This window comes from Paraburkholderia sp. SIMBA_027 (genome assembly GCF_046535315.1).
Lineage (GTDB): Bacteria > Pseudomonadota > Gammaproteobacteria > Burkholderiales > Burkholderiaceae > Paraburkholderia > Paraburkholderia tropica.
On sequence record NZ_JAWRWY010001599.1, the window covers coordinates 1 to 236 of the forward strand.

A 236-nucleotide genomic window follows, 5' to 3' on the forward strand; every position below is an offset into this window, starting at 1 on the left:
TGTCCTTGTTGCCGACGTAGAAGGCATACATCAGGGCCGGATCGAGACGCGGGGCGACCGACTGCGAGATCACCTGATAATTGCCGGAACGGCGACGATCCACCTGCGTGGCGTAATCCAGCACCTCGATCTGTACGTTGAGACCCGCCTGCTGCATCATGGCCTGCGCCATGACGGCGGCCGGGAAGCTCGGCACGTTGCCGCGCTTGTTGGCGATGATCGAGATCGGCTCGCCC

At 63.1% G+C, this 236-nt stretch carries 1 pseudogene; it reads right to left on the reverse strand.

Annotated elements, in window-relative coordinates:
* Window positions 1-236, reverse strand: a pseudogene (locus SB764_RS44575) (ABC transporter substrate-binding protein); the annotation flags it as partial.